Here is a 26,173-nt window from a genome sequence, read left to right as displayed (position 1 = left end):
CCTGCGCTCGTCCGGCTCGGTCACGTCCCAGCGCCCACCTTGACCAGTTCGGCTGTCGGAGCGGCATTTTCGCGACTCGTGACCCAGTTGACGATCGCCTCGACCGCCTCGTCGCGGGGTACACCGTTGATCTGAGTGCGGTCGCCGAACCGGAAGCTGACCGCGCCTGCCTCCACGTCGCGGTCACCGGCCACCAACATGAACGGAACCTTCTGATTGGTGTGGTTGACGATCTTCTTGGCCATCCTGTCGTCGCTGGCGTCCACCTCGGCGCGAATGCCGTGCATCTTCAGTTGTGTGGCAATGCCGTTGAGATACGGGATGTGATCGTCGGCGACCGGGATGCCGACCACCTGAACCGGCGCCAGCCACGCCGGAAACGCGCCGGCGTAGTGCTCGGTGAGGATTCCGAAGAACCGCTCGATCGAGCCGAACAGCGCGCGATGGATCATCACCGGCCGCTGCCGTGAGCCGTCGGCGGCGGTGTACTCCAGCTCGAAGCGCTCCGGAAAGTTGAAGTCCAGCTGGATCGTTGACATCTGCCAACTGCGGCCCAGCGCATCTTTGACCTGTACCGAGATCTTGGGCCCGTAGAACGCAGCACCGCCCGGGTCGGGCACCAGGTCAAGGCCGGACGCTGCACCGACTTCGGCCAGCACGCTGGTGGCTTCCTCCCACAATTCGTCGGAGCCGACGAACTTGTCCGGGTCCTTGGTCGAGAGCTCCAGATAGAACTCGGTCAGGCCGTAGTCGCCGAGCAGGTCGAGCACGAAGCGCAGCAGCGACGTCAGCTCGCCGCGCATCTGGTCGCGCGTGCAGTAGATGTGGGCGTCGTCCATGGTCAGGCCGCGCACCCGCGTCAGGCCGTGCACCACACCGGAGAGCTCGTAGCGGTAAACAGTGCCGAATTCGAAGAGCCGCAATGGAAGTTCGCGGTAGGACCGCCCGCGCGACCGGAAGATCAGGCAGTGCATCGGGCAGTTCATCGGCTTGAGGTAGTAGTCCTGGCCCGGCTTGCGCACCGTGCCGTCCTCGTTGTACTCGGCGTCCAGGTGCATGGGCGGGAACATGCCGTCGGCGTACCAGTCGAGGTGACCGGAGATCTTGAACAGCTCGCCCTTGGTGATGTGCGGGCTGTTGACGAACTGGTAGCCAGCTTCGTTGTGCTTGCGCCGCGAGTAGTCTTCGAGCTCGCGGCGGATGATGCCACCCTTTGGGTGGAAAACCGCTAGGCCGGAACCGATTTCGTCGGGGAAGCTGAACAGGTCCAGCTCCGCGCCGAGCTTGCGGTGGTCGCGTCGTTGCGCCTCCTCGATGAGCTCGAGGTGTTTGTCGAGCGCCTCTTGTGACTCCCACGCGGTGCCGTAGATCCGCTGCAGGCTGGCGTTGTTCTGGTCGCCGCGCCAGTATGCGGCCGAGCTGCGGGTCAGCTTGAACGCCGGGATGTATTTCGTCGTCGGGATGTGCGGGCCGCGGCACAGATCGCCCCATTCCCTTTCGCGGGTACGGGGATTGAGGTTGTCGTAGGCGGTGAGCTCGTCGCCGCCGACCTCCATGACCTCGGGGTCGCCGGACTTGTCGTCGACGAGCTCGAGCTTGTACGGCTCGTTGGCAAGCTCTTCGCGCGCTTGGTCTTTGGACTCGTACACCCGCCGCGAGAAGAGCTGGCCTTCCTTGACGATTCCGCGCATGCGCTTCTCCAGCGCCTCCAGATCTTCCGGGGTGAACGCGCGGGGAACGTCGAAGTCGTAGTAAAAGCCGTCGGTTATCGGCGGGCCGATGCCGAGCTTGGCCTCAGGGAACATGTCCTGCACGGCTTGTGCCAGCACATGCGCCGCCGAGTGCCGGATGACGCTACGGCCGTCTTCGGTGTCGGCGGCGACAGGCGTCACCTCGACGTCGGTATCAGGAGTCCACGACAGATCGCGCAGCCGGCCTTCGCTGTCGCGCACGACGACGATCGCGTCGGGTGCGCCCCGGCTCGGCAGGCCGGCGTCGCGCACCGCTGCTCCCGCGGTCGTCCCGGCAGCGACCCGGATCGGGGCTGCTGGGGCATGCGTGGCAGGGGCGCTCATCGGTGACTCTCCAAACTTTCGGGCGGCTGCGGGGGTGTGTCGAAACATCTCAGGACGCGACCATGCTATCGGTGCGGGTGCTCATGCCCCCAGGCCAATAGGGCTCTTCAGCCACTCATGTCGAAGGCCGGCGAGCTCGGCCGACCAGCCGACTGCGCCAAGCAACCACAACGTCGTGACCACGACGGCCGCGGTGAAGCCGGCGCCCAGCGTCTTGACCCACGGACCCTGCTGCTTGAACCAGTTCATCGCCGTGTCGTAACGCTCTCGCGCGTATGCGAGCAGCCTTCGGGCCCAGGTGAATTCGGTGGCAAGTATGCCGAGTCCGACGAATACGATGGCCCAGCCAGGACCCGGATACGGAATCGCCAGGATGCCCGCCGCGAGCACGGCCAACCCGATGACGGCGACGGCGATGCGGTACCCGAACTCGGCGACGGGCCTATCCCGCAGCCGGTCCCGCCAGCGCGCCCAACGCCGTTTCATGGCTGTCCCGGGTTCAGCTTCACGAACAGCGCATTGGCTTCGGCCAGCACGGCTTCGCCGTTGAGCAGCCGCCCTTCGAGAAACATCTTGCGTCCGTCGACACGCTCAACACCGGCGTCGACCTGCAGTTCCGTCTCGATGGGCACGATCGCTCGGTAGTCGACATGCAAAAAGGCGGTGCGCTGGTAGAGGCTGCGGGTGAGCCGGAAGGCGGTAAAGCCGAGCAGAGAGTCGAACAGCTGCGCGATGCAGCCGCCGTGCACGGCGCCGTTGCGGCCAAGGTGAAAGCGACGGAAATGCACGTCGCCGCGGATACGGCCGTCGTCGGTCTTGTGGTACTTCGCCGGGACTCCCAACACACTGCCCCGGTTGGGCAAGTCCATCCGGCGGCCCGCCGGCGACGACCACTCGTCGGCGTCGTAGGGCGCGAGCAGCGTCGACACCTTCTCGAGCAGATCGGCCGCCTCGGTGATCACCTCGTCGGGCGCGTCGGCCGCGCGCGCGTGGTCCTGCACGGTCCGCACTGCCTCCACGAACCTGCCGTAGTCGGGTCCGCCGCGGGTGGTGGGCTCGATCGGGCTGAAATCGCCGCCGCGATGCTCCTCTGCGAATTCGGTGGTCACCTGCCCACCGTATTGGTTTGCCTCAGGCGCTGGCCGACCCGGCGTTGCTCAGGGTCTCGAACTCGTCGTCGGACAGCTCGATCTGCGCGGCGGCGACGTTCTCCTCCAGATGGGCAACCTTCGATGTACCGGGGATCGGCAGCATCACCGGCGAGCGCTTGAGCAGCCAGGCGAGCGCAAGTTGCGACGGGGTGGCATCGTGCTCGTCCGCGATGCGCTGCAGCGGGCCGTCGGGGGCGGCGAGCGGCCCGGCGGCCAGCGGGAACCATGGGATGAAGCCGATGCCCTCGTCGGTGACCTTGTCCAGCAACGGTTCGGCCGTGCGAACGGTGATGTTGTACATGTTCTGGACCGAGACAATCGTGGCGACTTTCTGCGCCGCCTCCAATTGCTCGACACTGACCTCTGACAAGCCGATGTGGCGGATCTTGCCTTCTTGTTGAAGCGCAACCAGTTCGCCGAGCTGATCTTCGGCCGGGAACTTGCTGTCGATGCGGTGCAGCTGGAACAGATCGATGGTGTCCACACCGAGGCGGCGCAGGCTCATCTCGCATTCCTGGCGCAGATACGGCGGGAAGCCGAGCACCGGCCATTCGTCCGGCCCGGTGCGCAGCAGGCCGGCCTTGGTCGCTATGACCAGGCCTTCGGGATACGGGTGGAGCGCCTCGCGGATCAGTTCTTCGGACACGAACGGGCCGTAAGAGTCTGCCGTGTCGATGAAGTTGACGCCGAGTTCGACGGCGCGGCGCAGGACGCGGATGCATTCGTCTCGATCGGCGGGCGGACCCCATACCCCCTTTCCGGTCAGGCGCATGGCGCCGAATCCGAGACGGTTGACCGTGAGGTCGCCGCCGATGGTGAACGTTCCAGATGCTTGCGCGACGCTGTGTGTGGTCATTTTTCCGACCGTACGCGGCAATGCCATGGTGTTCTCTGTGAAGCTGAGCGACCTTGCTGCGTTGCCGTTGACGTATTCCGAAGTGGGCGCCACTGCCGGGCCGTTGCCAGCGGGATACCCCCACGTGCAACGGTCGGCTGCCATCGGGCGCGGGCGTCGCCGCTTCGAGGATGCGGCCGAAAAGGGGATGCGGTGGGGCATGCTGCGGGGAGCAGGCCTGCGTGTCGAGGCGACGACCGAGACCGCCGCCGTCGGCTCGGAGGTGATCGTTCACCTTGGTCCGGTGCGAGCGCCCTGCCGAGTGGTCTATGTCGTCGACGAACCCGATCGCCGGGGCTTCGCGTACGGGACCCTGCCGGGTCATGCGGAGTCCGGTGAGGAGTTGTTCATGGTGCGCTACGACCCGGCCACCGAAGAAGTATTTGCCGAGGTTACAGCCTTTTCGCGACATGCCACGTGGTGGAGCAAGGCGGCAGCACCAGTGACGTCTCTCTTGCAGACGGTAGTTACACGGCGCTATTTAACGGCTCTGTCATGAATGCCAGCTGTGCAGCGCGTAGATTTAGGCAACTGGTCGGAGCAGAATGGGATGGTGCGGGTGAGCAATCCTGCCGACGTGGAGGGCGTCCACCTCCGAATCGCTGGGCTGGTACAGGAACTGTACGGGCGGCCCGACGCTGATTCCGAGACCGTCATCGCGGAGCTGGCCGAGCACGCGGCCGTTGAGGTGCCCGGCGCGGAGTATGCGGGCGTCACGGTAACCCGCAATGCCAGGCACATCGATACCCCTGCCGCGACCCACAAGTGGCCGATCCTGCTCGACGAGATTCAGCAGCGTCATCGTGAAGGACCGTGCCTGACCGCGGCGTGGGAAGAAAAGACTATCCACGTCGCCGACCTCGAGACCGAAAAGCGGTTCCCGCTGTACCGCCGAGACGCCTTGGAGCAGACGCCGATTCGCTCGGTCATGGCCTTCCAGTTGTTCATCGCCGGCGAGACGATGGGCGCCTTGAACGTGTACGCCGAAAAGCCACACGCATTCGGGCCGGAGTCACGAGCCATCGGGCAGGTGTTCGCCGCGCATTCGTCGGTGGCGTGGAATGCGGCCCGCCGCGACGAACAGTTCAAGCGGGCGCTCGCAAGCCGGGACACCATTGGTCAGGCAAAAGGCATGATCATGGAGCGGTACGGAGTCGACGCGATTCAGGCGTTCGAGGTGTTACGCAAGCTGTCGCAGGATTCCAATGTGCCGCTGCTTCAGGTCGCCAACGAGCTGATCGCGACCGCTCAATCACACGCTGAGTAGTTATCTTCGGAGCGCGTAGGGCGCATTCCTGCGCCCTATCCCGACGACGTCACCACCTATCGCGTCCATTGACGCTCGTTGCGATCGGCGGCTGTGCACCGTGATCGCCTACCGACGCCGACCAATCGGTGCCGACGCACAGCAGATCGCTGGGCACGGGAACCTTGTTCGGAAGCGGAATGCCAACGCCGGGAATCGAAGGAAGGTTCAGCGGCGGCGGCGACAACAACTGCGACACCCCGGACGCCAGCCAAGGAGTGACCGCATCCGGTGGCGCGGGAATGCTCGCGACTGCGGCGGCCGGCGTGCCGGGCACCGGCGGTGCCGGCGCTGGCACGACGCTGGCAATTGAGGACGCCGCACCTTGCACGGTGTGCAGCACGCCAGGAGGCGTCATCAAGTCGGCGACTGTCACCGGCACAGGCGGCGTCGGAGGCTTTGGCGGCGGCACGTAGTTTGCCATCGCGCTCCCAGAGTTTCCGGGCACGGGCGGCACGGGCGGCGTCGCCGCCTGGACCGAACTGACGGCCGTGCTGCCCGGCGCCGGCGGCAGCGGCGGAGTAGCCGTACCAGCGGTTGCCGTGATGGGAGCCCCGGGCGCCGGCGGGGACGGAGGCGGCACGACCTGCACGGAGCTCGCCACCGGGACTGCAGGCCCGGGCGGAGCGGGCGGAGGCACGACGCCGGCCGTGTCCACGATCTGAGCACCAGGGGCCGGCGGAAGGCTGGGCGGTACGGCTCCCGCGTTGTCAACAATCGCTCCGGCGGGCGCCGGCGGCGACAGCGCCGCCGCGTCTTGGACTACACCCGCAGCTGGAACAGCGGGCGCAGGCGGGGCGACATTGGCGGCAGCGCCCTCAATGGCGGCGGCCGGAGCAGCGGGCACCGCATTGCCGGCAGCCGCATCGACTACCCCCGCGGGAACCGCCGGAGCGGCGGGCACCGCATTGCCGGCAGCCGCGTCGACCACACCCGCGGGAACGGCGTTGCCCGCAGCGTTCTCAACCACACCAGCTGGACCTGCCGGTGCTGCGGACGCTGCGTCTTGTATGAGATCGGCGGCGGGAACTGCGGATGCCGGAGGGGCCGGCGGAATCGCACTGCCGGCAGCAGCTTCGATCGGAGCCGCAGGAAGTGGCGGAGCCGGTGGAGCACCGAGTTCGGCGGCATCGATGGTGGGACCAGCTGGAACGGGAGGAGCCGGGGGCGTTATCGCTTCCACCGAATTCGCAACGGGCACAGCGGTGGCCGGTGGAGTCGGCGGGGTGACTGTTCCAGCGGCGCCCTCGATGGGGGCGGCTGGAACAGGAGGAGCTGGCGGTGTCGCCAGCTCGACTGAATTGGCAACGGGCACACCGGGAACCGGCGGAGCGGGTGGGGTGACAGTTCCAGCGGTGCCCTCGATGGGGGCTGCTGGAACAGGAGGAGCTGGCGGTGTCGCCACTTCGACTGAATTGGCAACGGGCACACCGGGAACCGGCGGAGCGGGCGGCGTCGCCACCTCCACCGAACTCGCCGCAGGCACAGCAGGCACCGGCGGAACCGGCGGCGTCCCCACCTCCACCGAACTCGCCGCAGGCACAGCCGGCACCGGCGGAACCGGCGGCGTCCCCACCTCCACCGAACTCGCCGCAGGCACAGCCGGCACCGGCGGAACCGGCGGCGTCCCCACCTCCACCGAACTCGCCGCAGGCACAGCAGGCACCGGCGGAACCGGCGGCGTCCCCACCTCCACCGAAGACGCCGCAGGCACAGCAGGCACCGGCGGAACCGGCGGCGTGGCGTTCTCTACGGAACTAGCGGCGGGAACCGCAGGAGCAGGCGGGACGGGAGGCGAGAACGTCTCAACCGCATTGGCGACCGGAACGCCGCTAGCCGGAGGACCCGGTGGCGTCGCTGTTCCGGCGGCACCCTGGACCGGAGCGGCCGGCACTGGCGGACCCGGAGGCGTCGCGGCCTCAACCGAACTGGCCGCCGGTGTGGCGGGAACCGGCGGGGCAGGCGGCGAAAAGGTTTCGACGGCGTTCGCCGCAGGCACAGCGGGCGCCGGTGGCGCCGGAGGCGTCGCCAGCGCTCCTGCATCCTGCACAGCGCCATTCGGCGCTGGTAGTGCCGGAGGCGTCGCCAGCGCTCCTGCATCCTGCACAGCGCCACTCGGTGTGGGCGGAACCGGAGGCGCCGCCAGAGCCGCCGCATCCTCCACAGCGCCACTCGGAACCGGCGGCGCGGCCAGAGCCGCTGCATCCTCCACAGCGCCACTCGGAACCGGCGGCGCCGCTAGAGCCGCCGCGTCCTGGACAGCGCCACTCGGAACCGGCGGGGCGGCTAGAGCAGCTGCATCTTGAACAGCACCACTGGGCGCCGGCGGAGCGGGAGGCGTGACCACCTGTCCGGCATTTGCGAGCGGCGCCGGCGGTGCAGGCGGGGCCGGTGGCGCCGGGATCTCGACAGCGTTCGCGGCCGGTACCGGTGGCGCAGGCGGCAGCGGAGGCGCCACGTTTCCGGCGGCGGCCTGAATCGGAGCGCCCGGAAGTGGCGGGGCGGGAGGCGCCGGTACTGCAACCGAACTGGCCGCAGGGACGGCCGGCAAGGGCGGCGCCGGAGGTGTCACCCCTGATGTCGAGCTGATCACCGACGCGGGCGGAATCGGCGGAGCAGGCGGCGGAGTAATTCCCACCGCCGAACTGGCCGGAGGAATAACGACAGGCGGCGATGGCGGCGGACCGGCGGTGAACGCCGAACCCGCGGACTGCAGCGTCTGCTGAAGGTTGGCCGGATTGGTCACGAGCTGCTGCACGATGCCCACGCACGGCACGCCACCGTGTGTCGTGTCGGCCGTAGCAGGGGCCGCGAACGGGCTCAACAGTGGCACCGCCAGGTACGCCCCCGCGGTACCCAGGGCCATAACGACCAGCCGATTCGTGGTCCGTGACATCGTCTTTCCAGCCTCTCTCGCCCGAACCTGTGGCCCAGACGCGTCTTGCTTGTGAGTTCACTGAACAAGCGATCTTGAAATTTTCCGAGGCGACAATTGGTGCGTTATCCAACCGTTGCGAAGGAGAGGCGGTCCCGTCACCGCACCGACGGCCTGCGCGAAACGGGCGGGTGTTTGGGCTGGCCCCACCGGGGCATCACTGTCTGGGAGTCAAACCAACCAATCAGGGATGGATATGCGATGAGTGTCGAGTCCAAGCCGACGACAGATGCGTCGATCGGCCAGTTGATGAGTCAGTTGTCGTCGCAGACGTCTCGGCTGATCCGCGACGAGATGCGGCTGGCGCAAAAGGAGTTTCACGAGTCGGCCAAACACGCCGGGATCGGTGCGGGCCTGTTCAGCGTGGCGGGCCTGCTGGCGTTCTTCGGCGCGGCCGCGTTCATTGCCGCAGCGGTTGCGGCCCTGGCATTGGTCCTGTCGGTGTGGGCCGCCGCCCTGATCGTCGGCGTCGTCCTGTTCGCCGCCGCGGGCATCGCCGCTCTTATCGGGCGCAGTCAAGCCCAAGAGGCCGCCCCGGCAGTACCCAGGACCGTCCAAACGGTGAAAGACGACATTCGAGAGTTGAAGGACGCACGCCATGACCACACCTGAGCGCGCTCGGCCCGAGCCCGGACCGAAAGCCGGCATCGACGACATCACCGCCGACATCGAACAAACGCGCAAAGAGCTCGGCGAAACCGTGCAGGCCTTGTCAGCCAAGCTCGATGTCAAGGAACGGACCAAGCAGAAAGCCGAGGAAACCAAGCAGCGGGTCGTCGACAAGGCGGACACCCTGCGTCACGCGGCGACAGATAGCCCACGACGCACGGTGCCCGTGGCGGCTCTCGTACTGGTCGGCCTGCTCACCGCTGGCATCGTGATCTGGAAGAAGCGTCACTAGCGCCGAAACTGCTTGCAGGACAGGGTCAGTCGGCACAGCCCGTCACGGTATCGGTGCGCACCACGTCAGCTTGGTGCCCCCGGCGGCCATCTTGTCCGCGCTGAACGACCCGCCGGCATCTTCAGCGCGCTTACGGAGGTTCCGCAGGCCGCTGCCGGTGATCTCTGCCGGAATGCCTTTACCGTCGTCCACGACATCGATGCACAACTCATCGCCAACGGCGACGTTGACGGTAATGCTATGCGCTTCGGCATGCCGGACCGCGTTCGAAACCGCCTCTCGAACAACGGCTTCGGCGTGATCTGCCAGCGCCGCATCGACCACCGACAGCGGGCCGGTGTACTGGACCGTGGTACGCAACTCGGGCGAGGAAAACTGTGCGACGGCCTCGTCCAGGCGTTGCCGCAACCGGGTGACCCCCGATGACGAACCGTGCAGATCGAAGATCGCGGTGCGAATTTCCTGGATGACTTGTTGAAGATCGTCGACGCATTCCGTAAGCCGCTGCTGCACTTCCGGTACACGAGCCCGAGGGATCGTCCCCTGAAGCGCAAGCCCGACCGCAAAGAGCCGTTGGATGACGTGGTCGTGGAGATCTCGCGCGATGCGGTCACGGTCCGTCAGGATGCTCAGCTCGCGCATTTGGCGCTGCGTGCTGGCCAACTGCCACGCCAAAGCCGCCTGGTCCGCAAACGCGGCCATCATGTCGAACTGGTCAGAGGTGAAGGGTTGCGCCCCCGCAGGCCGAAGCGCGACAAGTACACCAGCGACGGCGTCGGTCGCGCGCAACGGAAGAACAAGCGCCGGGCCGGCAGGTGCTGATTCATCGGCTCCCAGATCAAAATGGTCGAATCGTGCGGGGGTGCGCTGCACGAACGCTTCGCCGATCAAGGTTCCGGACACCGCAATCGACCGCACCTCCGACGCCAATTCAGCACCCGAGGTTGCGGCGACCACCAGCTCTTCGGTCTCGCTTGCCGGAACGTCGGGATCAATGGGCACCGCCACCAACGTTGTCTCGGCGCCGCTGAGGACGCGAGATTCGTCGGCGACCAGGCGAAACACGCGCGCCGGATCCGTGCCGGACAGCAGCTCGGTGCCGATATCCCGGGTGGCCTCGATCCACGACTGTCGCGTCTTCGACGATTCGTACAGCCGTGCGTTGTCGATCGCGATACCGGCTGCCGCGGCCAGGGCCTGGACGAGGACCTCATCGTCCTCGCTGAACGGTTGCCCGTTCGACTTCTCGGTCAGGTACAGGTTGCCGAAGACCTCGTCGCGGATCCGCACCGGCACCCCGAGGAAGGTGCGCATCGGCGGATGGTTCGGCGGGAAGCCCACCGATGCGGCATGGTGTGAAATGTTGTCGAGGCGAATGGGTTTCGGGTCGTCGATCAACACGCCGAGCACCCCGCGCCCTTCGGGCAGATGACCGATTTTCTCGCGCATCTGCTCGTCGATGCCCTCGTAGACGAACTCGACCAGTTCGTGGTCATGGCCGCGCACGCCCAGTGCCCCATACCGAGCGTCGACCAGCTCGATGGCGGTGTGCACGATCGTCCGAAGCGTTTGGTCCAGCTCGAGGCCCGAGGTCACCACCAACATGGCTTCCAGCAGGCCGTCGAGCCGGTCGCGGCCTTCGACGATCTGCTCGACGCGGTCCTGGACTTCTGAGAGAAGCTCACGCAGGCGCAACTGCGACAAGGTGTCACGCAGTGGACGCGCGCTTGGGTCACCCTTCGACCGGGCATCGTCAGACACGACACCATGATTCCATTCACCCAGACGGTCAGCGAAGAATCGGCGGCATTGACGGCCGATTCCACTAAACGGACGCCAACACCGTCTCGACGTCTCGCTGCGACGACTCTCGGCGTGTTTGCTGGGCGCGGTCGCGGACACCGCGCATCATCTTCTGCTCCATGACGAAATGCGGAATGTCGAAGCTCGCGTGGCCGACCACGCCGCCACTGCCGCGAGCCAGCAAGCGAGTCCACCCGTTCTTGCGCCGCAAATAAAACGCCCATGCACCCGAGGCCTTTTCGCCTCTCTGCACTCGCTCGAAGTCGGGCGGTGACATCAGCACCAAATGCGAGCCCGGCTCGACTGCGGCGACGACCTGCCGGCCAACGTCGCCGTATCGCTGGGCCAGCCATACGGTGTCACCGACGCGCACGTCCTGCCACTCCTGATGAATTCTGTGCGCATTGTGGATGTGGGCGCCGACCGCCCGTTCCAACACCGAATAGCTGTAGAAGCCGCCGCGATCTTCGCCGATTTGGACCAGCCACGGCCAAACCGCGCGGATCGGTGCGTCGATCGTCACGGCACGCGTGGTCTGCGGTGTGTTCGCCGAAACAAGCTCGTCGCCAGGAAGCTCGGCGTTGATCTCGTCGTCGTCAGCACCCCACGTGTACATCCACGGTCTGACAATGGCCCGGTACAGCGTGACGGCGCTGGCCACAGCCATCAAACCGGCGAGTAGAGGTCGCTGTTTGCCCATGCACCGAGACTAGGAACCAACGGGCGCACAAACGAAGAGACGAAGGTCCCAAGCACCGAGGACCAACGCATGCCCTGTGGGACTTTTGGCCATCGTTCAGTTGCCATATATCCCTACTGCGTTCACGAAGCCGAAACACATGATCGAACGATGACGCGCAGTCACTGGCTGGTGATGGAACCACCCGACGGACAATCGGCCACACCGTTTCGCACGCGCCTGGCCGGCGCTGGGCGGCATCTGCCTACCACGCATCTGACAACAGACGCCCTGATGTCCACCACGCGCCACCACACCCACATCGACCTCGAGCGGTTGACCGGCATCCACGAACGTCGCGTGTCGGTGGGCGACGAGGACTCGTACAGCCTGGCGACCTCGGCCGCTCTGGACTGTCTGGGCAAGGCGCAGCGCGATGCCGCCTCGATCGACGTCGTGATCAGTTGCAGCATCACGAAATTCCGCGGCGGGCTCACGCAGTGGGTCGAACCGTCGATGAGCAGCTTCGTCGCGCGTGCCATTGGGGCGACACAGGCGATGACGTTCGACCTGTCGAACGCGTGCGCGGGAATGCTGACCGGCGTGACGGTGGCCAACAACTGGATTCGGCAGGGATCCATCGAACGCGCACTGGTGGTCAGTGGCGAATACATCTCCCAGCTCGGCCAGAATGCAGCCCGCCATATTCGCAACATCATGAGCAAAGAGCTCGCCTCGCTGACACTCGGAGACGCGGGCGCGGCCCTTTGCCTCGAGCGTGCCGGCGCCGGATCGGCCGGAATCCAGCTCGCCGGCTTCACCACCGTGGCCGACTATAGCCGGCTGTGCCTGGCGTACCCGAAGGGTCACGAGCCGGCCGCCCGAATGTTCACCGACGCCAGGGGAATCCACAAAGCGGCGATGTCGAACACTCCCCTGCTCCTGCACGAAGTGCTTGACGCGGTTGGCATTTCGATACACGACATCGACCACGTCATCACGCATCAAACGTCGGCGCGCGCGATCCGCAAGGGTATGGCGAAGATGGCGGCGTCATTCGGTGACAGTCCCCGCCACGACGCCGTGATCACGGTCGACCGGTACGGCAACACCGCGTCGACGACACACACCGTCGCGCTGGTCGAAGAACTCAAAGCCGGACATATCCAACCGGGTGAAACGGTGGCGTTGATTGCGTTGGCGTCCGGTCTCGAGATCGGCATCGTGCTGCTGACGGTGGACGAGGAATTGGTGGAGCGCTATGGGCACAGTGATTGATCGGGTTGCGGTCACCGAGGGTGGCTGGCGAAATCGTCATAGCGCCTTGCGGCTTGCCGTACAAACGGCCAAAGACTGTCTGCACGCGGCAGGACGCGAGGCCGACGATGTCGACCTCCTGATCAATGCCGGCATCTATCGTGACCGCAATCTTGGCGAACCCGCGCTAGCCGCGATGATTCAACAAGACATCGGCGCCAATCCCGAAGATCCGCATGCCCACGGCCACGGCACATTCTCATTCGACATCGCCAACGGAAGCTGTGGAGTGCTGACGGCGCTGCAGATCGTCGACGGTTTCCTGAAGTCACATGCGATCGACTGTGCGCTCGTGGTGACGAGCGATGCCGATCCCGGCCATGGCATGAGTGAGAACTTCCCGTTTTCCCCCGCCGGGGCGGCCCTACTCTGCAATTGGGCCGACGACGGCGGCGTCGAGAGCATTCACTGGGTCAACGTTCCTGACGAAGGCGAAAGCTTCAATGCCACAGTAGGACTCGTCGACGGACGCAACGTGCTTCGCTTCGGGGTGTCGGACGATCACGAAGACAAATTCGCGGCCGCGGCGGCGCAAGCGGCCGACAAGTGCCTGCGCGAATCGTCGATCGGACTCGGCGACGTCGACGCGATAATCGCCGCACCCGCCGGCAGTCGCTACCGAACCGCGCTTGCCAGACATCTGGGAGTACCCGCCGAACAGGTCGTCGTCGCCGATGACGAGAACATGAACACCGCCTCGCTGGCGGCCGCATTCGACCGTGCGGCACGACAATTCCGGGCCGGCGATCGGGTTCTGCTCATCGCGGCGGGCGCAGGCATCGCCGCCGGCGCCGCGCTGTACCGGGTGCCGTCGGCTCAGCGTCATCCGACGATGCCGCGTTAGAGGTCAACGACGACTGGCTCGGACGGCCTCGAAATACAGATGAGGATGTTGCCTTCGGCAGGCGGTTGCAGCGGTTCGAAGTCATACCGGACCTGTCCTGACAGCAGCGCTGTTTCGCAGTTATGGCAGACCCCGGTGCGGCATGACCATCGGGTCGGCACGTCGCAGGCTTCGGCGAACTCGAGCAGGCTGCTGTAGCGAGCGCCCCACGGCGCCGAGATAGCGCTGCGCGCGAACTGGATTTCGGGACCGTCGCCCGCCGGGCCGTCGGGAAGATGTGGGGGCTTCAGTTCAGCCGCGATGCCAGGCGTGAGGGCGCCGTGGGCTCCGAATGTTTCGCTGTGGATCGCCGCCGATTCCAGACCGTACGCCGCAAGTGCCTCGCTGATCTCGTCCATGAACAACGTGGGTCCGCACAGGAACGCCTGCGCATCGTGGGGCAGGCCAAGTCCGCGAAGGTTTTCGGCAGAGATCCGGCCTCGCTCGGTGTAGTCGACGCCTTCGCGGTCGGTGGGTGCCGGACGGCTGTAATAGACGTGGCATCGACTGCCGGGCAATCGCTTCAGCAACTCGCGTGCTTCCTGACCGAATGGGTGTTCTGAGCTGTCGCGGGCACCGTGCAGCCACCAGACAGGTCGTGTGGAGCCGTCTTTCACCAAGGCATGCAACATGGATAGGACAGGTGTCACTCCCACCCCGGCAGACAGCAGGAGCACCGGCGCCGGTCCGTCATCGAGGAAGAACGTGCCGCGGGGCGCTGCGACGTCGAGGACATCGCCGATCTTCACATGCTCGTGAAGGTGCCGACTGACGGTGCCGTAGGGCTCCCGTTTGACGCTGATTCGGTAGTCGCCGGACCCGGGTTCGTTCGACAACGAGTAGTTGCGGATGAGCGGTGCACTCCCCGACACCGGCGGTATGCGCAGCGTGATCGATTGGCCTGCAAGCCATGTGGGTAGCTGCGCGCCGTCCGGGCTGGCCATGGTCATCGACCGTACGTAGTGGCTTTCATCGCGGATGTCGGTCACTTGCAGCGGCCGGAAACCGGGCCACGCCGGCGGTGGGCTGACGACGCCGGTCAATCCGCTGTTGCCCTGTGCCGCCGCATCGCCGGTGCCCTGCTCGACCAGGCTTTGTAATGAGGTCTTCCAACCCTGGCTCAGTGCCGGGATGCGGAGCGCGCGCTCGAGCGCATCGCGAGGATGCCCCGGCAGGTAGAGCAACGCGTCGATCTCGGCGACGGTCACCTGCTCTGGCCCGGTGCTGATCTTCTCGATCTCCTGCCCGCCCTCGACCTCGCCTTCTTCCAATACGCGGCAATAAAAACCTGGTCGTCGGTGAGACACCAGCAGCGCCGCCATGCTCGGCTCGCCGAGGCGCAGCCCGACGCGATAGCAGGTGACCCGCGGCTGGGTGACCTCGAAGACGGCCTGGCCGATCCGGTAGCGGTCTCCGATGCACACCTCGTCATCGGGCAGCCCGTCGACAGTGAAGTTCTCCCCGAAGGCACCCGGCTCGAGGTCGTCACGGCGCAGCTCGGTAGCCCAGTGGTGATACGAGGCCAGTTGGTACACCAGCACCGCGCGGTTCTCTCCCCCGTGGCCACCGAGGTCACCTTGACCGTCGCCGTCGATGTTGAGCCGGCGGACCATGCGCGGACCGTCAACGGGTGATTTCCAAGCGCCGGTGTAAACGGTGCGGCCGTTCCAGCTGACGTCTTTCGGCATTCCGACATTCACCGACACCAATTTGGCCATCCCGCTAGTCTCCTTCGCCCGGTTGACCGTGATCAACACGGCAGTGACGATGATCGTCCCCGGAACGGACATGGGCACGGCGTTGCGGAAAAAGAGCGAAAGTCAGCGGGCGGCTTTCGACCGGCCGTTCAACACGGTTGGTTTCGAACGAAATTCGGCGATCAATCCGACCCTGATCCGAAGACAAACCGTCGACCCGTCACGCTGAGCGGACGGATGCGTACGAAATGCTGCTTCACCGTCGCCGTCCACGGCAGCAGCTGGCCCCGCTCCGCCTCGGCGATCTCCTCATCGGTGCGAAGTGTGTGTGCCGTTCCTTTGACGATGACGCTCCAGCCATTGGCAACGTTGTGCTCGTCGGCTTCGAACAGCACGCGGTTGTTGATGGCAGCGCTGACCAGCTTGGTGCCTTCGGCAGTGCGGAAAAGCACAGTGCGGTGCTGGACGACGAAGTTGACGGGGAAGATCTCCGGTTCACCATCGACGCTCGTGACGAGCCGGCCCAGCGCAACACTGGAAAGGAGCGTCCAGCATTCGCTCTCCGGCAGGATGGAGATGGGTTGCGACTCTTCCGACATGGCCGCGATGCTACCTACCGCGGGTGCCCAACGACACGGCCGGAAGTCCCAACAACCGCCAACCAACGGCCCGCTGCCGCGGAAAGCCTACGGGGAACGCCACGAGTTCAGCTGGCGCAGTAGGGCGTTCTTCTTGTAGTGATGTTCGGCCATCCTGCAAAGGATGTCGTCGAGCACGACGACCGCTTCGTCGATGTGCGGCCCCTTGTTCAGCATGACGCATTCGGCCCGCCCGCTCATTGCGGCGTCGCTGATCTCGGCCCGCGACGGCAACCCGCTCTTGGCCAGTTGTTCCAGGACCTGCGTCGCCCAGATCACCGGAAGATGCGCGGCCTCACACAGCCACAGGATCTCTTCCTGTAGTTCGGCCAGGCGTTCGTAACCGACCTCCACAGCGAGGTCACCGCGCGCGATCATCACGCCGACTCGCGGCCTGCGCATCGCGGTCAGCAATAGCTGCGGGAGCCGCTCGAAGGCACGCCGGGTCTCGATCTTGAGCACCACGCCAAGGTGGTCCCCGCCAAGCCGGGCCAACGCATTGTGCAGCCGAAGAACATCGGAGGGATCCTGTACGAACGACATCTGAACGATGTCGGCGATTTCGACCACGGTGCCGAGGTCGGCCATGTCCTTGTCCGTCAGCGCCGGTATTGGCAAGCGCGTGTCGGGCACGTTGATCCCTTTGGCCGCGCGCAAGCGGGTGCCGGTCGCCGCGGCATGCGTGATCCGCACCTCGAGCATGTCGTGTTGCACGCCGATGATTTCGCCGCCGATGCGTCCGTCATCGAAGTGGATCGTCTCCCCGATGCGGGCGTTGTCGAAGACCTCGGGCAGCGTGCACCCGATCCTCGGCACGTCGGCAGTCTCGGTGGGTGCGGGCGAACAGTCTCGCGTGACGGTCAGCGTGTCGCCCGGCCGCAGCATCAGGCTTTGCTCTAACGCCGGCAGTGCGCCGAGCTTGGTCTGGTCCTCTGCGCCGTCGACGCTCAGCACCGTGCCCGTGGCGAGGTAGGTCGTCTTGTCCGTCGTCGCGACGACTCCGCCCGCCCCGACATCTGCAAGCGTCAGATGCCGTTTCGCGCCACGGGTGTCGTACAGGTTGATGACGTCTGCGGGGCGGCGGCGGCCCAACCAGTCCCCGGGTACGGGCAATGACGTGATACCCGGAGCGGGTGGCGGCTGCGGGTTGTCATTCGAGGTCAGCCACGCCTGAGCAGGCGCGACGACGCGGCCGAGGGCGTCACGGTGTGGCCGGAGCTTGACCACTTGGGGCCCGGGTTGGATCGGTCCTGTGCGGAGTTTCGGCCCGGCAAGATCCATCGCGACCAGGCAGCTGCGACCCTCCTGGAGGCTCGCCTGCCGGACATGGTCGCCCATCGCACGCCACGCGGCTGGGCCGTCGTGCGCACAGTTGATCCGCGCCACGTCCATGCCGCGCTTGACCAGCTCCCGAATCAGATCGAGATCCGTCGCGGCTTCGGACGGAAGGGTGACCATGATGCGTGTATCGCGGTCGGCCGGCGACGCTCCGAGCAGTTCGTCGGTGCGGGCCGCCAATAGCTCGCGCCCCTCATCAGCCACGAGCGCGGCCGGCTCGGGCGGATGCCATGCGCCCTCCAAGATGGCTCGCACGGCGGAACGAACCAGTCGGAGCGTGGCCTCGACGTGCGGTTCACTGCGACCCAGCGAAGACAACCCGAAGGCCGCGAGTCGAGCCTGCAAGTCGCGCAAGTCGATTTGCCGAATCGCCCAGTAGTGCACGATATTTCGCGCGCTGGCCCGGTACCCGGGAGCCGCGGCGGCAAGCCAGTCCGACCATGTCGATTCCGCCGATTCCAGCTTCTCGAGGAGTTCGTCCAGGTGCCCGAGCACCCGTACCAATTCGCGGTCGGTGGCATCGTCACGCACCAACAGATGAGTTAACCGTGACGCCACGACACCATTTCCTACTCGGACAACGCTTCGGCTGAACCGTATCGAGCCAGGGTTACCCGCCGGTGAACAGCGACGAGGACTTTAGTCACCTATTCGTGGGACCCAATGAGTGTGCATAGTCCCGCCAGTGGGAGCACGATAGGCCCATGAGCAGTGCGGTGATCGACGCCGCGGGATTGCAAAAACTCGTGTCTACGCTGATCGACCGCGGATACCGCGTGGTCGGGCCCACGTTGTCGGACAACGCGATCGTCCTATCCGAGCTGACGTCCGCCGACGAGCTGCCGCAAGGCTGGGGCGTGGACGTCGGCCCGGGTCACTATCGGCTGCGACGCCGCGACGACGACGCCCTGTTCGGTCACTCGGCAGGCCCACAGTCGTGGAAAGAGTTTCTGCATCCGCCGCGGCAGAAGCTGTGGTCTTCCGACGAGGCGGTGGCCGAGGAGACGCCGCGGTACGCATTCATCGGCGTGCGGGGCTGCGATCTCTCGGCGATTGCGATCCTCAACGGCGTCCTCGGTAACGGCGCACATCCGGACCAGGGATTCGTGGGACGGCTCCGGCATATCTTCGTCGTGGCGGTCAACTGCACCGAGCCCGGCGGCCTGTGCTTCTGCGCATCGATGGGGACCGGGCCCGCCGTCGGCCCCGGATACGATCTTGCCCTCACCGAACGCATCGACACAGACGGTCGTCGCTACGTAGTGGACGTCGGCAGCGACGACGGCGCCGAGGTGTTGGCCACGCTCCCCCACCGCGACGCCAGCGAGAACGAAATCGATTCCGCACGAAGCGATGTCGCCGAAGCGGCCCACCACATGGGCAGGCAGATGCCTGCCGGAGACCTGCGTCAGCTGCTGATCGATTCGCGAGAATCCCCACACTGGGACGAAGTCGCCAGCCGCTGCCTGACGTGTGGAAACTGCACCATGGTGTGCCCCACCTGCTTCTGCACGAGCGTCGAAGACGTCACCGATCTCACCGGCGAGCACGCCGAACGGTGGATGAATTGGGCGTCGTGCTTCGAGTTCGACTTCACGTTCGTGCACGAGGGCAGCGTCAGGCAATCGAGCCCGTCCCGCTACCGGCATTGGATCACCCACAAACTCGGCACCTGGCACGACCAGTTCGGCAGCAGCGGCTGCGTCGGCTGCGGCCGCTGTATCGCGTGGTGCCCCACCGGAATTGACATCACCGAAGAGATGAACACCCTGGCGGGCCAAGCGGAGGAAGTCGATGACTGACACCGCGGCATGGCCGGTAGCCGCGTCGGCGATGAACCCAGTTCCGTACCGTGTCTGTAGCCGGGTCGCCGAGAACCGCGACTCGGCCACGTTGCGCCTCGAGCCGGTTCGCGAACCGTTATCGCCACCGCGCCCAGGCGAATTCATGATGATGTACGCGTTTGGGGTCGGCGAGATCGCGATCTCCGTCAGCGGTGTCCCCACCGTCGCCGACGAAACCATCACTCACACGATCCGCTCGGTCGGCGCGGTGAGCCGGGCATTGCACGACGCGCAGCCGGGCGCGCTGATCGGCATGCGCGGTCCGTTCGGGACCAACTGGGGATTGGCCGACTCCGACGGACGAGACCTGGTCATCGTCGCAGGCGGCGTGGGGCTGGCGCCGCTGCGGCCCGTGGTGCTCGGCGCGCTCGCCGACCGCGACAGCTTCGGACAGGTCACTCTGATCGCCGGGGCCCGCTCCCGCGACGACTTCCTGTTCAACGACGAACTCGCCGGCTGGGCACGCGATGGCTCCATCGACGTGCACCTGACCGTCGACATACCCGTCCAGGGCTGGCCCGGAGAAGTCGGATTCGTCACCGAGCCGTTGCGTCGGATTCCGCTGCGCCCTGAGCGCACCACGGCCTTCCTGTGCGGGCCCGAACCGATGATGCGCAACGGCGCGATAGAACTCTTACGAAAAGGCATGGCCGCCACCGATATCCGTGTCTCTCTCGAACGCAACATGCAATGCGGCATCGGCTGGTGCGGCCATTGTCAACTCGGTCCGTTGCTGTTGTGCCGCGACGGGCCGGTAGTGGGTTACGACGTGGCCGAACCTCTTCTGCAGGTCAGGGAGCTATAGATGAGCACGCCGACTTTGGCGGTTTGGAAGTTCGCCTCCTGCGACGGCTGCCAGCTGACGCTGCTGGACTGCGAGGACGAACTGTTGACGCTCGCCGGCGAGGTGCAGATCGCCACTTTCCTGGAGGCCTCGAGCTCCGTTGTCGGCGGCCCATACGACGTGTCGCTCGTCGAAGGCTCGGTCACAACGCCATCCGATGAGCGGCGCATCAAGGAGATCCGCGAGCAGTCCAAGATCCTCGTTACGATCGGAGCCTGCGCCACCGCGGGCGGCGTGCAGGCACTGCGCAACTTCGCCGATGTCAACGAATTCGCTTCTGTGGTTTATGCCAAACCCGAATACATCCAGACTTTGTCGACGTCCACACCCGCCGCGGCACACGTGAAGGTCGACTATCAGCTTCAGGGTTGTCCGATCGATCGCGGTCAGCTCCTCGACACCCTGGCCGCCCTCCTGGTGGGCCGCAAACCCCGACTGCCGGCAAAGACAGTGTGCACCGAATGCAAAATGCGCGGAGTGACCTGCGTTCTGGTGTCGGAGGGTATCCCCTGCCTTGGCCCCGTGACCCACGCCGGTTGCGGGGCGTTGTGCCCGTCCTATCACCGCGGTTGTTACGGATGCTTCGGTCCGGCCGCCACACCAAACACGGCCGCGCTGATACCGCTGCTGCGCCGTGACGGGATGTCGGGCGGCGATGTCGACCGGGTGTTTTCGACGTTCAACGTCGCGAACTTCGCCAAGGAACGGAACGACAAGTGAACCCTGAGATCCGGACGCTTTCGGTGGGCGCGCTGACCCGCGTCGAAGGCGAAGGCGCGCTTCATGTCACGCTTGCCGACGGAACCGTGGAATCCGTCGAGCTGAACATCTATGAGCCGCCGCGGTTTTTCGAAGCGTTCTTGCGTGGCCGCGCCTACACCGAGCCGCCCGACCTCACCGCGCGGGTGTGCGGCATCTGCCCCGTCGCCTACCAAATCAGCGCCCTCAACGCGATCGAAGATGCTTGCGGGGTAACGGTTCCTGCCGAGCTGGTGGCGTTGCGGCGGCTGCTCTACTGCGGGGAATGGATCCACAGCCACGCGCTACACATCGTGCTGCTGCACGCCCCGGACTTTCTCGGCTATCCGGACGGCATCAGCATGGCCAGGGAGCGCCCCGAATTCATCGAGCGTGGCCTGGCGCTGAAGAAGGCCGGCAACCGGCTCATGGAGCAAATCGGCGGCCGCGCCATTCATCCGATCAATGTGCGCCTCGGCGGGTTCTACTCGGTTCCACACCCCACCGACCTCAAGCCGCTCACCGAACAGCTGCGCCGAGCACTCGACGACGCGCTCGCGATGGTGGAATGGGTGTCCGAATTCGACTTCCCCGATGCAGAGTTCGACCACGAACTGCTGTCGCTCGCGGACGGAAACCGCTACCCCATCGAGAATGGGACGATCCGGCGAAGCTCCGGCCCCGCGTTCGAAATCGGTGAATTCGGCGACCATGTCGTCGAGGCGCAGGTAAAACACTCAACCGCGTTGCACGCGACCCTTGACGGCGAGCGGTATCTGACAGGTCCCCTCGCGCGATACTCACTCAACTCCGCTGCCCTATCGCCGGTCGCCCGCGAGGCCGCAGCCCGCGGCGGCCTTGGTCCGCAATGCCGGAATCCGTTCCGCAGCATCGTGGTACGCGCCGTCGAGGTCGTTTACGCCGTCGACGAGGCCCTGCGAATCATCGCCGAATACGAGCGGCCGGCACGCCCGTTCGTCGACGTTCCGCCACGCGCCGGTGTCGGCCACGGTGTGAGCGAGGCGCCACGGGGGCTGCTGTATCACCGCTACGAGATCGGCGATGACGGGCTGGTCCGCGCCGCCACCATCGTCCCGCCGACCGCCCAGAACCAGGCAGCCATCGAACATGAGATGGCCGAACTAGTCGCCGCCAACCTGTCGTTGGACGACGCGTTGTTGACGTCGTTGTGCGAGAAGTCGATTCGTAACCACGATCCGTGCATCTCCTGCTCTGCGCATTTCCTGACGCTGACCATCGATCGCAAGTGACAACAGCGGTGGTGATCGGCATCGGCAACAGCTTCCGCCGAGACGACGGTGTGGGACTCGTGGTGGCCGAGGAAGTCGCCCACCGCGGTCTGCCCGATGTGCGGGTGGTGACCGCTATCGGTGAACCCACCGCCATCCTCGAGGCCTGGTGCGACGCCCCACTCGCGGTCGTCATCGATGCGGCGACAGGAGAAGACGTGTGCCCCGGGCGAATCCGGCGCTGGACACCGGACCAGAGCCCGGCGCCCGGCGGCGCGGTCAGCTCGCACGCGATCAGCCTGCCGCAGGCATACGAACTGGGAGAGGCGTTGAAGCAGTTACCCCACCAGCTGGTGGTGTTGTGCGTCGACGTGGCAGACACCGACTACGGCCCAGGTTTGACACCGGCGGTCGCCGCGGCGGTGCCGGCGGCGGTGGAGGCCGTATTCGCTGAACTCTTGAGGCCGCAATGAGATTCGGCTTGCTGCCCGCCGCCAAACTGCGCGCCATGTATAAAGGCGGCAGGGGCAACGCCGAGGCCCGCAGCTACGCCCGGCTCTGGATTCGGATCATGCGTCTCGGCGTGTTACCGCGTCGGTGGGTCGTCCTAGAGGTGCCGGGGAGAAGAACAGGGCGACCGACCGAATTCCCCCTCGGCATGGCCGATGCCGGTGGCCAGTGGTATCTGGTGTCGATGCTCGGCGAACAATGCAATTGGGTCAGGAATATCAGAGCCGCGGGTTACCAAGCGGTCCTGTGGCGCCGTCGTGCACGCCGATGCGAACTCATCGAAGTCCCGCCCGACGAACGCGCGCCGATCCTGCGCCGCTATCTGCAAAAGGTTCCCGGCGGACGGCCACACATCCCCGTGTCGCCCGGTTCGCCGCTGCCGTCGTTCGCAGCGATCAGCGCACAGTATCCGGTGTTCCGAGTCCGCTACCTGGATTCGTAACCGGTTCGAGGACAAAGATGCTTCGTTGGCCGGGAGCTGGGACCTACGGCCTTTGATCGAGGACTAAAGCCTCCTCAGCACCGACAGAGGCGCCCCTAGCGTCGAGATCACGAGGCGATTGCCACGACCGCGTATCCACCGAGCTGGGAGACGACGATGTCAGGAACCGTACTTTCGAAGCCGCCGGAGGCGCGGCCCAGCACAGTGGGACGAGGCTTGGGCCTGGCGGCCCTGACCGCAATCGTGGTCGGGTCGATGATCGGCAGCGGCATCTTCGCCCTGCCCTCCCAAATGGCTGGAAGCGCCGCTCCCGGCCCGCTTCTGATCGGTTGGGTCGTCACCGGCGTCGGCATGCTGATGCTGGCCTTCGTCTTCCAGACACTCGCGTCGCGCAAACCGGACGTCGACGGCGGCGTATACGGATACGCCCGCGCAGGTTTCGGTAACTACATCGGATTCACATCCGCATTCGGCTACTGGATGTCGGCGTGGGTGGGCAACGTGGCCTACCTGGTGCTGCTGTTCTCGACGCTGGGTTATTTCTTCCCAGCCTTCGAGGGTGGTGCGACGGTGCCCGCGATCATCGGGGCGTCCATTCTGCTTTGGATCGTGCACGCAATGACGTTGCGCGGCATCCAGACCGCCGCCTTCGTCAACGTCATCGTGACGGTCGCCAAGATCGTGCCCATTGTCGTGTTCATCGCGATCGCCGCGGTCGGCTTCAAAGCCGGACTGTTCACCGCCGACTTCTGGGGCAAGACAACGCAAATCGACGGTGCGTCCCTCGGCGACACCATGACCCAGGTCAAAAACATGATGCTGGTGACGGTTTGGGTGTTCATCGGCATCGAGGGCGCCGCCGTCTACTCGCAGCGGGCCAAGAAGCGCAGCGACGTCGGGCGGGCCACCGTGCTCGGCTTCGCCGGCGTGCTGGCGCTGCTGCTTATGGTCAACCTGTTGTCGTACGGCCTGATGGCCCAGGCCGAGCTGGCCGGCGTGCCCGACCCGTCGATGGCCGGTGTGCTCGAAAGTCAGGTCGGCAGCTGGGGCGCGGCCTTCATCTCCATCGGCCTGGTCGTCTCGCTGCTTGGCGCGCTGATCGCCTGGGTGATGTTGTGCGTGGAGATCCTGCGACTGCCGGCGCTCGAACATGTCATGCCGAAGGCGCTGGCCAAGGAGAACGCACACGGCGCGCCCGCAACGGCGTTGTGGCTGACGAACTTGTGCGTGCAGGCCTTACTGCTGTGGACTCTGGCCAACGCGAGCACCTACACCAACCTGGTTTACCTCGCGACGTCGCTGATCCTGCTGCCCTATCTGTGGTCTGCGGCGTACCAGGTTCTGCTCGCCGTGCGCGGCGAGACCTATGAATCGGGCCGCGGCAGGGCTCGTGACCTCATCGTCGGTGTAGTCGCTCTCGGCTACGCGGTGTGGCTGGTGTACGCAGGCGGCTGGCAGTACCTGCTGATCGCGGCGTTGTTCTACCTCGCAGGCACGGCGCTATATCTGTGGGCCCGCAGGGAAAGCCGGTTGCCGGCGTTCACCAAACCCGAGCTCGCGGTCGTCGGCGTGGTGGCGCTGACGTCGGTAGCGGCGGTTGTGATGATGGTCAGCGGAAACCTGTCGGTGCTGTGACGAATCGACAAGGCGCAGAGATGAATACGACCCCATCCCAGCTGGGCGTGTGGTCTGAGGCGGGCCGGCTGCGGCGAGTCCTGGTGTGCGCACCGGGGCTCGCGCACCAGCGCCTGACGCCGGAGAACTGCAACGAGCTGTTGTTCGACGACGTGATCTGGCTGCAGCAGGCCCGCCGCGACCATTTCGACTTCACGGCAAAGATGGTCGACCGCGGCGTGGAGGTCCTGGAACTTCAGGATCTCCTCGCCGACGTGGTGGCCATCTCGGAGGCCCGCGACTGGATACTGGACCGCAAGGTCACCGACGACCTCGTGGGCTCCGGGCTCTCCCACGAGATCCGGGCATGGCTGACAGACCTTCCGGCAGATCGACTGGCGGAGTTCCTGATTGGCGGAGTTTCATACCAGGACGTGCCCGACGAGCTAGCCGGGAGTTTCCTGCCGGCCTTCCGCGAGCTGGACCCTGCGGGGTTCGTGCTGCGGCCGCTGCCCAACACGCAGTTCATGCGTGACAACTCCGCGTGGATCTTCCATGGTGTGACGCTGAATCCGATGTACTGGCCTGCCCGGCGTCAGGAGACACTGCTCACCACGGCGGTCTACAAATTCCACCCGGCCTTCGCCGACGAGAAGTTCGACATTTGGCTCGGTGACTCGGAAGGCGTTGCACGCGATCACGGTTCGGCCAGCCTCGAGGGCGGCGACGTGATGCCGATCGGCAAGGGCACGGTCGTGATCGGTATGGGCGAACGGTCGTCGCATCAGGCGATCACCCAGGTGGCACGCAACCTGTTCGCCGCTGGCGCAGCCGAACGGGTGATCATCGCGAGCCTTCCGAAATCCCGTGCGGCCATGCACCTGGACACTGTCTTCACGTTCTGCGACTACGACCTGGTGACGGCATACGCACCGATCGTCGACGGGATCGTGCCGTTCAGCCTGCGGCCAGACGACAGCAGCCCGTCCGGTTTGGACATCCGCCGTGAGCCAAAGGGGTTGATTCCCACCATCGGTGAAGCCGTCGGTGTGGAGTTCCGGGTCGTCACGACGGCCGGCGACGTCTACGGCATCCAGCGCGAGCAGTGGGACGACGGCAACAACGTCGTGGCGCTCGAGCCCGGCGTCGTCATCGGTTACGACCGCAACATCCTCACCAACACCGCGCTGCGCAAGGCCGGCGTGGAGGTCGTGACCATCACCGCCAGCGAGTTGGGCCGCGGCCGCGGCGGCGGCCGTTGCATGACGTGCCCGATCCTGCGTGACCCGATCTACACCTGACCAACTGTCGAC

At 65.8% G+C, this 26,173-nt stretch carries 24 protein-coding genes; 14 read left to right on the top strand and 10 right to left on the bottom strand.

From position 1 onward, the window contains the following. Positions 1-20: 20 nt before the first annotated feature. The 4 genes from thrS to ACWW36_RS20845 form a co-directional block, all read right to left on the bottom strand. Positions 21-2,075 carry a threonine--tRNA ligase gene (thrS, locus tag ACWW36_RS20860; RefSeq protein WP_456137872.1) on the bottom strand — a complete coding sequence of 685 codons (2,055 nt, stop codon included), beginning with the start codon at positions 2,073-2,075 and terminating at the stop codon, positions 21-23. Between the two features lie 81 nt (positions 2,076-2,156). Then, positions 2,157-2,561 (bottom strand): TIGR02611 family protein, encoded by a 405-nt coding sequence (locus tag ACWW36_RS20855; RefSeq protein ID WP_456137871.1) that lies wholly within the window; start codon positions 2,559-2,561, stop codon positions 2,157-2,159. Next, entirely contained in the window at positions 2,558-3,184 is a 627-nt protein-coding gene (locus tag ACWW36_RS20850; protein WP_456137870.1) for a PaaI family thioesterase, read from the bottom strand. The genes ACWW36_RS20855 and ACWW36_RS20850 overlap by 4 nt, the downstream gene beginning before the upstream one ends. A gap of 22 nt (positions 3,185-3,206) precedes the next feature. Then, the gene (locus tag ACWW36_RS20845; protein ID WP_456137869.1) at positions 3,207-4,082 is read right to left on the bottom strand and encodes an aldo/keto reductase; all 876 of its coding nucleotides are present in this window, start codon (positions 4,080-4,082) and stop codon (positions 3,207-3,209) included. Between the two features lie 37 nt (positions 4,083-4,119). Here ACWW36_RS20845 and ACWW36_RS20840 point away from each other — a divergent pair, with 37 nt between their 5' ends. Then, positions 4,120-4,620: a DUF1990 domain-containing protein gene (locus ACWW36_RS20840; protein WP_456137868.1), complete on the top strand. Its 501-nt coding sequence runs from the start codon at positions 4,120-4,122 to the stop codon at positions 4,618-4,620. 51 nt (positions 4,621-4,671) lie between these two features. Then, the gene (locus ACWW36_RS20835; RefSeq protein ID WP_456137867.1) at positions 4,672-5,388 is read left to right on the top strand and encodes a GAF and ANTAR domain-containing protein; all 717 of its coding nucleotides are present in this window, start codon (positions 4,672-4,674) and stop codon (positions 5,386-5,388) included. Between the two features lie 49 nt (positions 5,389-5,437). Here the strand turns inward: ACWW36_RS20835 and ACWW36_RS20830 are convergent, their stop codons facing one another. Further along, a complete protein-coding gene (locus tag ACWW36_RS20830; protein WP_456137866.1) occupies positions 5,438-8,323 on the bottom strand; it encodes a hypothetical protein in 2,886 nt (961 codons plus the stop codon). A gap of 240 nt (positions 8,324-8,563) precedes the next feature. On the opposite strand from ACWW36_RS20830, the gene ACWW36_RS20825 reads away from it, so the two are divergent. Then, complete coding sequence (locus ACWW36_RS20825) at positions 8,564-8,974, top strand: phage holin family protein (RefSeq protein ID WP_456137865.1); 411 nt, start codon at positions 8,564-8,566, stop codon at positions 8,972-8,974. Further along, positions 8,961-9,263: a DUF3618 domain-containing protein gene (locus tag ACWW36_RS20820; protein WP_456137864.1), complete on the top strand. Its 303-nt coding sequence runs from the start codon at positions 8,961-8,963 to the stop codon at positions 9,261-9,263. The genes ACWW36_RS20825 and ACWW36_RS20820 overlap by 14 nt, the downstream gene beginning before the upstream one ends. 42 nt (positions 9,264-9,305) lie before the next feature. On the opposite strand, the gene ACWW36_RS20815 is transcribed toward ACWW36_RS20820, so the two are convergent. Together ACWW36_RS20815 and ACWW36_RS20810 are read right to left on the bottom strand one after the other, a co-directional pair. After that, positions 9,306-11,024 (bottom strand): GAF domain-containing protein, encoded by a 1,719-nt coding sequence (locus ACWW36_RS20815; RefSeq protein WP_456137863.1) that lies wholly within the window; start codon positions 11,022-11,024, stop codon positions 9,306-9,308. Between the two features lie 64 nt (positions 11,025-11,088). After that, positions 11,089-11,766 (bottom strand): hypothetical protein, encoded by a 678-nt coding sequence (locus tag ACWW36_RS20810; RefSeq protein WP_456137862.1) that lies wholly within the window; start codon positions 11,764-11,766, stop codon positions 11,089-11,091. A 150-nt stretch (positions 11,767-11,916) separates the two neighbouring features. Here ACWW36_RS20810 and ACWW36_RS20805 point away from each other — a divergent pair, with 150 nt between their 5' ends. Both ACWW36_RS20805 and ACWW36_RS20800 read left to right on the top strand, forming a co-directional pair. Continuing rightward, on the top strand, positions 11,917-13,023 hold the full coding sequence (locus ACWW36_RS20805) for a 3-oxoacyl-ACP synthase III family protein (protein ID WP_456137861.1): 1,107 nt from the start codon (positions 11,917-11,919) through the stop codon (positions 13,021-13,023). Continuing rightward, positions 13,007-13,906 (top strand): 3-oxoacyl-[acyl-carrier-protein] synthase III C-terminal domain-containing protein, encoded by a 900-nt coding sequence (locus ACWW36_RS20800; RefSeq protein ID WP_456137860.1) that lies wholly within the window; start codon positions 13,007-13,009, stop codon positions 13,904-13,906. The genes ACWW36_RS20805 and ACWW36_RS20800 overlap by 17 nt, the downstream gene beginning before the upstream one ends. On the opposite strand, the gene ACWW36_RS20795 is transcribed toward ACWW36_RS20800, so the two are convergent. The 3 genes from ACWW36_RS20795 to ACWW36_RS20785 form a co-directional block, all read right to left on the bottom strand. Then, positions 13,903-15,663 (bottom strand): MOSC domain-containing protein, encoded by a 1,761-nt coding sequence (locus ACWW36_RS20795; protein WP_456142569.1) that lies wholly within the window; start codon positions 15,661-15,663, stop codon positions 13,903-13,905. The genes ACWW36_RS20800 and ACWW36_RS20795 overlap by 4 nt on opposite strands. A 161-nt stretch (positions 15,664-15,824) precedes the next feature. Continuing rightward, a complete protein-coding gene (locus ACWW36_RS20790; protein ID WP_456137859.1) occupies positions 15,825-16,241 on the bottom strand; it encodes a pyridoxamine 5'-phosphate oxidase family protein in 417 nt (138 codons plus the stop codon). A gap of 87 nt (positions 16,242-16,328) precedes the next feature. Next, the gene (locus ACWW36_RS20785) at positions 16,329-18,176 is read right to left on the bottom strand and encodes a pyruvate kinase (protein ID WP_456137858.1); all 1,848 of its coding nucleotides are present in this window, start codon (positions 18,174-18,176) and stop codon (positions 16,329-16,331) included. A gap of 146 nt (positions 18,177-18,322) precedes the next feature. Here ACWW36_RS20785 and ACWW36_RS20780 point away from each other — a divergent pair, with 146 nt between their 5' ends. The 8 genes from ACWW36_RS20780 to ACWW36_RS20745 all read left to right on the top strand — a co-directional run bounded on the left by ACWW36_RS20780 (position 18,323) and on the right by ACWW36_RS20745 (position 26,161). Beyond that, positions 18,323-19,420 (top strand): 4Fe-4S dicluster domain-containing protein, encoded by a 1,098-nt coding sequence (locus tag ACWW36_RS20780; protein ID WP_456137857.1) that lies wholly within the window; start codon positions 18,323-18,325, stop codon positions 19,418-19,420. Beyond that, positions 19,413-20,267: an FAD/NAD(P)-binding protein gene (locus tag ACWW36_RS20775; RefSeq protein WP_456137856.1), complete on the top strand. Its 855-nt coding sequence runs from the start codon at positions 19,413-19,415 to the stop codon at positions 20,265-20,267. Before ACWW36_RS20780 ends, ACWW36_RS20775 begins: the two co-directional genes overlap by 8 nt. Continuing rightward, positions 20,268-21,026, top strand: a complete 759-nt coding sequence (locus tag ACWW36_RS20770; RefSeq protein ID WP_456137855.1) for an NADH-quinone oxidoreductase subunit B family protein — start codon at positions 20,268-20,270, stop codon at positions 21,024-21,026. Next, positions 21,023-22,315 carry a Ni/Fe hydrogenase subunit alpha gene (locus tag ACWW36_RS20765; protein WP_456137854.1) on the top strand — a complete coding sequence of 431 codons (1,293 nt, stop codon included), beginning with the start codon at positions 21,023-21,025 and terminating at the stop codon, positions 22,313-22,315. Before ACWW36_RS20770 ends, ACWW36_RS20765 begins: the two co-directional genes overlap by 4 nt. After that, complete coding sequence (locus ACWW36_RS20760; protein ID WP_456137853.1) at positions 22,312-22,767, top strand: hydrogenase maturation protease; 456 nt, start codon at positions 22,312-22,314, stop codon at positions 22,765-22,767. Before ACWW36_RS20765 ends, ACWW36_RS20760 begins: the two co-directional genes overlap by 4 nt. Further along, positions 22,764-23,246 carry a nitroreductase/quinone reductase family protein gene (locus ACWW36_RS20755; RefSeq protein WP_456137852.1) on the top strand — a complete coding sequence of 161 codons (483 nt, stop codon included), beginning with the start codon at positions 22,764-22,766 and terminating at the stop codon, positions 23,244-23,246. Before ACWW36_RS20760 ends, ACWW36_RS20755 begins: the two co-directional genes overlap by 4 nt. A gap of 156 nt (positions 23,247-23,402) precedes the next feature. Next, positions 23,403-24,881 carry an arginine-ornithine antiporter gene (gene arcD, locus ACWW36_RS20750; RefSeq protein WP_456137851.1) on the top strand — a complete coding sequence of 493 codons (1,479 nt, stop codon included), beginning with the start codon at positions 23,403-23,405 and terminating at the stop codon, positions 24,879-24,881. A gap of 20 nt (positions 24,882-24,901) precedes the next feature. Next, positions 24,902-26,161 (top strand): arginine deiminase, encoded by a 1,260-nt coding sequence (locus tag ACWW36_RS20745; protein WP_456137850.1) that lies wholly within the window; start codon positions 24,902-24,904, stop codon positions 26,159-26,161. Positions 26,162-26,173: the final 12 nt, after the last annotated feature.

Source organism: Mycobacterium sp. MMS18-G62 (assembly GCF_053877835.1).
This window is presented reverse-complemented; position numbering and strand designations above follow the sequence as displayed.

Coding starts and splice junctions, on each gene's coding strand:
- ACWW36_RS20795 (WP_456142569.1), bottom strand. CDS start 15,663: ATGGCCAAATTGGTGTCGGTGAATGTCGGAATGCCGAAAGACGTCAGC.
- thrS (WP_456137872.1), bottom strand. CDS start 2,075: ATGAGCGCCCCTGCCACGCATGCCCCAGCAGCCCCGATCCGGGTCGCT.
- ACWW36_RS20780 (WP_456137857.1), top strand. CDS start 18,323: ATGAGCAGTGCGGTGATCGACGCCGCGGGATTGCAAAAACTCGTGTCT.
- ACWW36_RS20820 (WP_456137864.1), top strand. CDS start 8,961: ATGACCACACCTGAGCGCGCTCGGCCCGAGCCCGGACCGAAAGCCGGC.
- ACWW36_RS20810 (WP_456137862.1), bottom strand. CDS start 11,766: ATGGGCAAACAGCGACCTCTACTCGCCGGTTTGATGGCTGTGGCCAGC.
- ACWW36_RS20825 (WP_456137865.1), top strand. CDS start 8,564: ATGAGTGTCGAGTCCAAGCCGACGACAGATGCGTCGATCGGCCAGTTG.
- ACWW36_RS20790 (WP_456137859.1), bottom strand. CDS start 16,241: ATGTCGGAAGAGTCGCAACCCATCTCCATCCTGCCGGAGAGCGAATGC.
- ACWW36_RS20805 (WP_456137861.1), top strand. CDS start 11,917: ATGACGCGCAGTCACTGGCTGGTGATGGAACCACCCGACGGACAATCG.
- ACWW36_RS20835 (WP_456137867.1), top strand. CDS start 4,672: ATGGTGCGGGTGAGCAATCCTGCCGACGTGGAGGGCGTCCACCTCCGA.
- ACWW36_RS20830 (WP_456137866.1), bottom strand. CDS start 8,323: ATGTCACGGACCACGAATCGGCTGGTCGTTATGGCCCTGGGTACCGCG.
- ACWW36_RS20775 (WP_456137856.1), top strand. CDS start 19,413: ATGACTGACACCGCGGCATGGCCGGTAGCCGCGTCGGCGATGAACCCA.
- arcD (WP_456137851.1), top strand. CDS start 23,403: ATGTCAGGAACCGTACTTTCGAAGCCGCCGGAGGCGCGGCCCAGCACA.
- ACWW36_RS20800 (WP_456137860.1), top strand. CDS start 13,007: ATGGGCACAGTGATTGATCGGGTTGCGGTCACCGAGGGTGGCTGGCGA.
- ACWW36_RS20770 (WP_456137855.1), top strand. CDS start 20,268: ATGAGCACGCCGACTTTGGCGGTTTGGAAGTTCGCCTCCTGCGACGGC.
- ACWW36_RS20745 (WP_456137850.1), top strand. CDS start 24,902: ATGAATACGACCCCATCCCAGCTGGGCGTGTGGTCTGAGGCGGGCCGG.
- ACWW36_RS20855 (WP_456137871.1), bottom strand. CDS start 2,561: ATGAAACGGCGTTGGGCGCGCTGGCGGGACCGGCTGCGGGATAGGCCC.
- ACWW36_RS20755 (WP_456137852.1), top strand. CDS start 22,764: ATGAGATTCGGCTTGCTGCCCGCCGCCAAACTGCGCGCCATGTATAAA.
- ACWW36_RS20845 (WP_456137869.1), bottom strand. CDS start 4,082: ATGACCACACACAGCGTCGCGCAAGCATCTGGAACGTTCACCATCGGC.